2 tRNA genes and 3 rRNA genes are annotated in these 5,571 nt (G+C 48.6%); all 5 read left to right on the top strand.

The features are described from left to right. Positions 1-160: 160 nt before the first annotated feature. The 5 genes from D7V20_RS18380 (at position 161) to rrf (ending at position 5,525) form a co-directional block, all read left to right on the top strand. Positions 161-1,697: ribosomal RNA gene (locus D7V20_RS18380) — 16S ribosomal RNA — on the top strand. Between the two features lie 59 nt (positions 1,698-1,756). Next, positions 1,757-1,833 (top strand) — tRNA-Ile (locus D7V20_RS18375). Between the two features lie 47 nt (positions 1,834-1,880). Then, positions 1,881-1,956 (top strand) — tRNA-Ala (locus D7V20_RS18370). A 362-nt stretch (positions 1,957-2,318) separates the two neighbouring features. Then, positions 2,319-5,210 (top strand): 23S ribosomal RNA (locus tag D7V20_RS18365). A 200-nt stretch (positions 5,211-5,410) separates the two neighbouring features. Next, positions 5,411-5,525 (top strand): 5S ribosomal RNA (gene rrf, locus D7V20_RS18360). The 16S, 23S and 5S rRNA genes sit together here with 2 tRNA genes alongside, the layout of an rRNA operon. The last annotated feature ends 46 nt before the right edge of the window (positions 5,526-5,571 follow it).

Below are 5,571 nucleotides of genomic sequence, written 5' to 3'. Positions count from 1 at the left end.
TCATTAAGAGAATATGAAGAACAACTTGTGTGGATTTTTACTGATTAATCGATCGAAATATTATCATTGATTGAAAGGTTTAAATTACTCGAAGTTTATTTGAGAGAATTTGTCAGAAAATTGATGAGCCAGAATTGTGACCTTAAGTCACTAATGATTTTAACTGAAGAGTTTGATCATGGCTCAGATTGAACGCTGGCGGCAGGCTTAACACATGCAAGTCGAGCGGGGGAGGTTGCTTCGGTAACTGACCTAGCGGCGGACGGGTGAGTAATGCTTAGGAATCTGCCATTTAGTGGGGGACAACATTCCGAAAGGAATGCTAATACCGCATACGTCCTACGGGAGAAAGCAGGGGATCTTCGGACCTTGCGCTAAATGATGAGCCTAAGTCGGATTAGCTAGTTGGTGGGGTAAAGGCCTACCAAGGCGACGATCTGTAGCGGGTCTGAGAGGATGATCCGCCACACTGGGACTGAGACACGGCCCAGACTCCTACGGGAGGCAGCAGTGGGGAATATTGGACAATGGGGGGAACCCTGATCCAGCCATGCCGCGTGTGTGAAGAAGGCCTTATGGTTGTAAAGCACTTTAAGCGAGGAGGAGGCTCCTGTAGTTAATACCTATAGAGAGTGGACGTTACTCGCAGAATAAGCACCGGCTAACTCTGTGCCAGCAGCCGCGGTAATACAGAGGGTGCGAGCGTTAATCGGATTTACTGGGCGTAAAGCGTACGTAGGCGGCTTTTTAAGTCGGATGTGAAATCCCTGAGCTTAACTTAGGAATTGCATTCGATACTGGGAAGCTAGAGTATGGGAGAGGATGGTAGAATTCCAGGTGTAGCGGTGAAATGCGTAGAGATCTGGAGGAATACCGATGGCGAAGGCAGCCATCTGGCCTAATACTGACGCTGAGGTACGAAAGCATGGGGAGCAAACAGGATTAGATACCCTGGTAGTCCATGCCGTAAACGATGTCTACTAGCCGTTGGGGCCTTTGAGGCTTTAGTGGCGCAGCTAACGCGATAAGTAGACCGCCTGGGGAGTACGGTCGCAAGACTAAAACTCAAATGAATTGACGGGGGCCCGCACAAGCGGTGGAGCATGTGGTTTAATTCGATGCAACGCGAAGAACCTTACCTGGTCTTGACATAGTAAGAACTTTCCAGAGATGGATTGGTGCCTTCGGGAACTTACATACAGGTGCTGCATGGCTGTCGTCAGCTCGTGTCGTGAGATGTTGGGTTAAGTCCCGCAACGAGCGCAACCCTTTTCCTTACTTGCCAGCATTTCGGATGGGAACTTTAAGGATACTGCCAGTGACAAACTGGAGGAAGGCGGGGACGACGTCAAGTCATCATGGCCCTTACGACCAGGGCTACACACGTGCTACAATGGTCGGTACAAAGGGTTGCTACCTAGCGATAGGATGCTAATCTCAAAAAGCCGATCGTAGTCCGGATTGGAGTCTGCAACTCGACTCCATGAAGTCGGAATCGCTAGTAATCGCGGATCAGAATGCCGCGGTGAATACGTTCCCGGGCCTTGTACACACCGCCCGTCACACCATGGGAGTTTGTTGCACCAGAAGTAGGTAGTCTAACCTTAGGGAGGACGCTTACCACGGTGTGGCCGACGACTGGGGTGAAGTCGTAACAAGGTAGCCGTAGGGGAACCTGCGGCTGGATCACCTCCTTAACGAAAGATTGGTGATTGGTAAGAATTCACAACAAGTTGTTCTTCATTGATGTATCTGAGGGTCTGTAGCTCAGTTGGTTAGAGCACACGCTTGATAAGCGTGGGGTCACAAGTTCAAGTCTTGTCAGACCCACCACTACTGACAACATACAGTACGCACAGAATACATCGAGATCTTAAGCTGGGGACTTAGCTTAGTTGGTAGAGCGCCTGCTTTGCACGCAGGAGGTCAGGAGTTCGACTCTCCTAGTCTCCACCACTACATAGCAAGAAAATCCTAGAAATTAATAAACAGTCAATCCTAAGATTGAAGAAGGTTTATTAACTTCTGTGATTTATCACAGTTTACTACGCATCGACGAGATGGTAGTTAATCATTAACAGAATAAATTTGAGTTGAAATAATTGTTTAACTCGTTTCAAACAAATTAACAAGCGATTGTTAAAACTGAATGAAATGAGTACTAGCGATAAAACTGAATCAAGCGTTTTGGTATATGAATGAAATAGAAGCTGTACAGTGATTAAAATCACAAAACTCTAACTGTGAGAACAGCTGGTTTACTAGCTGCTCTTGTCAAAGCACTGACTTGTAGGTGTTGCGACTGTTTGGGGTTGTATAGTCAAGTAATTAAGTGCATGTGGTGGATGCCTTGGCAGTCAGAGGCGAAGAAAGACGTAATAGCCTGCGATAAGCTTCGGGGAGGCGGCAAATATCCTGTGATCCGGAGATTTCTGAATGGGGAAACCCACTTACCATAAGGTAGGTATCGCATGATGAATACATAGTCATGCGAGGCGAACGAGGGGAAGTGAAACATCTCAGTACCCTTAGGAAAAGAAATCAATTGAGATTCCCTCAGTAGCGGCGAGCGAACGGGGATCAGCCCATTAAGTTATATGTGTATTAGCGGAACGCTCTGGGAAGTGCGACCGTAGAGGGTGATAGTCCCGTACACGAAAGTGCACATATAATGATGACGAGTAGGGCGAGGCACGTGAAACCTTGTCTGAATATGGGGGGACCATCCTCCAAGGCTAAATACTCCTGACTGACCGATAGTGAACCAGTACCGTGAGGGAAAGGCGAAAAGAACCCCTGTGAGGGGAGTGAAATAGATCCTGAAACCGCATGCATACAAGCAGTGGGAGCCGACTAGTTCGGTGACTGCGTACCTTTTGTATAATGGGTCAGCGACTTATATTCAGTAGCAAGGTTAACCGCATAGGGGAGCCGTAGAGAAATCGAGTCTTAATAGGGCGTCTAGTTGCTGGGTATAGACCCGAAACCGGGTGATCTATCCATGAGCAGGTTGAAGGTTGGGTAACACTAACTGGAGGACCGAACCCACTGTCGTTGAAAAGCCAGGGGATGACTTGTGGATAGGGGTGAAAGGCTAATCAAACTCGGTGATAGCTGGTTCTCCCCGAAAGCTATTTAGGTAGCGCCTCGGACGAATACCATAGGGGGTAGAGCACTGTTTCGGCTAGGGGGTCATCCCGACTTACCAAACCGATGCAAACTCCGAATACCTATGAGTACTATCCGGGAGACAGACTGCGGGTGCTAACGTCCGTAGTCAAGAGGAAAACAATCCAGACCGCCAGCTAAGGCCCCAAAATTATAGTTAAGTGGGAAACGATGTGGGAAGGCATAGACAGCTAGGAGGTTGGCTTAGAAGCAGCCACCCTTTAAAGAAAGCGTAATAGCTCACTAGTCGAGTCGGCCTGCGCGGAAGATGTAACGGGGCTAAAACTATATGCCGAAGCTGCGGATGTATACGTAAGTATACGTGGTAGGGGAGCGTTCTGTAAGCCGATGAAGGTGTGTTGAGAAGCATGCTGGAGGTATCAGAAGTGCGAATGCTGACGTGAGTAACGACAAAACGGGTGAAAAACCCGTTCGCTGAAAGACCAAGGGTTCCAGTCCAACGTTAATCGGGGCTGGGTGAGTCGACCCCTAAGGCGAGGCCGAGAGGCGTAGTCGATGGGAAATTGGTTAATATTCCAATACTTCTGTGTAATGCGATGAGAGGACGGAGAAAGTTAAGTCAGCCTGGCGTTGGTTGTCCAGGTGGAAGGTTGTAGGCATGCATCTTAGGCAAATCCGGGGTGCTCTATGCTGAGAACTGATAGCAAGCCAGTTTACTGGTGAAGTGGCTGATACTATGCTTCCAGGAAAAGTCTCTAAGCTTCAGTTACACAGGAATCGTACCCGAAACCGACACAGGTGGTCAGGTCGAGTAGACCAAAGCGCTTGAGAGAACTCTGCTGAAGGAACTAGGCAAAATGGTACCGTAACTTCGGGAGAAGGTACGCTGCTGACGGTGATAGGACTTGCTCCTTGAGCTATTGGCAGCCACAGAAACCAGGCCCCTGCAACTGTTTATTAAAAACATAGCACTCTGCAAACACGAAAGTGGACGTATAGGGTGTGATGCCTGCCCGGTGCTGGAAGGTTAATTGATGGGGTTAGCGTAAGCGAAGCTCTTGATCGAAGCCCCAGTAAACGGCGGCCGTAACTATAACGGTCCTAAGGTAGCGAAATTCCTTGTCGGGTAAGTTCCGACCTGCACGAATGGCATAATGATGGGGGCGCTGTCTCCAGCAGAGGCTCAGTGAAATCGAAATCGCCGTGAAGATGCGGTGTACCCGCGGCTAGACGGAAAGACCCCGTGAACCTTTACTGCAGCTTGACATTGAACTTTGATCTTACTTGTGTAGGATAGGTGGGAGGCTATGAAATTGGGACGCCAGTTCCAATGGAGCCATCCTTGAAATACCACCCTGGTAATATTGAGGTTCTAACTCTGTCCCGTTATCCGGGACGAGGACCATGTCTGGTGGGTAGTTTGACTGGGGCGGTCTCCTCCTAAAGAGTAACGGAGGAGTACGAAGGTGCGCTCAGCGTGGTCGGAAATCACGCGTAGAGTATAAAGGCAAAAGCGCGCTTAACTGCGAGACCCACAAGTCGAGCAGGTACGAAAGTAGGTCTTAGTGATCCGGTGGTTCTGTATGGAAGGGCCATCGCTCAACGGATAAAAGGTACTCTGGGGATAACAGGCTGATACCGCCCAAGAGTTCATATCGACGGCGGTGTTTGGCACCTCGATGTCGGCTCATCTCATCCTGGGGCTGAAGCAGGTCCCAAGGGTATGGCTGTTCGCCATTTAAAGAGGTACGCGAGCTGGGTTTAGAACGTCGTGAGACAGTTCGGTCCCTATCTACCGTGGGCGTTGGAAATTTGAGAGGATCTGCTCCTAGTACGAGAGGACCAGAGTGGACGAACCTCTGGTGTACCGGTTGTGACGCCAGTCGCATCGCCGGGTAGCTATGTTCGGAAGGGATAACCGCTGAAAGCATCTAAGCGGGAAGCCTACCTCAAGATAAGATTTCCCCGAGGCTTTATGCCTCCTAAAGAGCCGTTGAAGACTACGACGTTGATAGGTTGGATGTGGAAGTACGGTGACGTATGAAGCTGACCAATACTAATTGCTCGTGAGGCTTGACTATACAACACCCAAACAGTTGTATGTAAAGCATCATTTGATTCATAAAAGATCAAACATACTTGATTTAGTTGTAAAGCTAGTTACAATACCCAACTCAAATGTTCTGTTATGAATGATGTTCAAAGCACTGCTTTGAACGAATGCAAGATTTGGTACCCAGTAAGGCATTTAAATAAGACCCGAACCAGTCCATAACAGTTTGCTGGCGACAATAGCAAGAGTGAACCACCTGATCCCTTCCCGAACTCAGAAGTGAAACCTCTTAGCGCTGATGGTAGTGTGGGGTTACCCATGTGAGAGTAAGTCATCGCCAGCTTTTAAATACAAAACACCCTCAACTGAATAGTTGGGGGTGTTTTTTT

The sequence above is a fragment of the Acinetobacter rongchengensis genome (assembly GCF_003611475.1).
GTDB lineage: Bacteria > Pseudomonadota > Gammaproteobacteria > Pseudomonadales > Moraxellaceae > Acinetobacter > Acinetobacter rongchengensis.
Note: the sequence above shows the minus strand (reverse complement) of the source record. Positions and strands in the feature narration are given on the sequence as shown.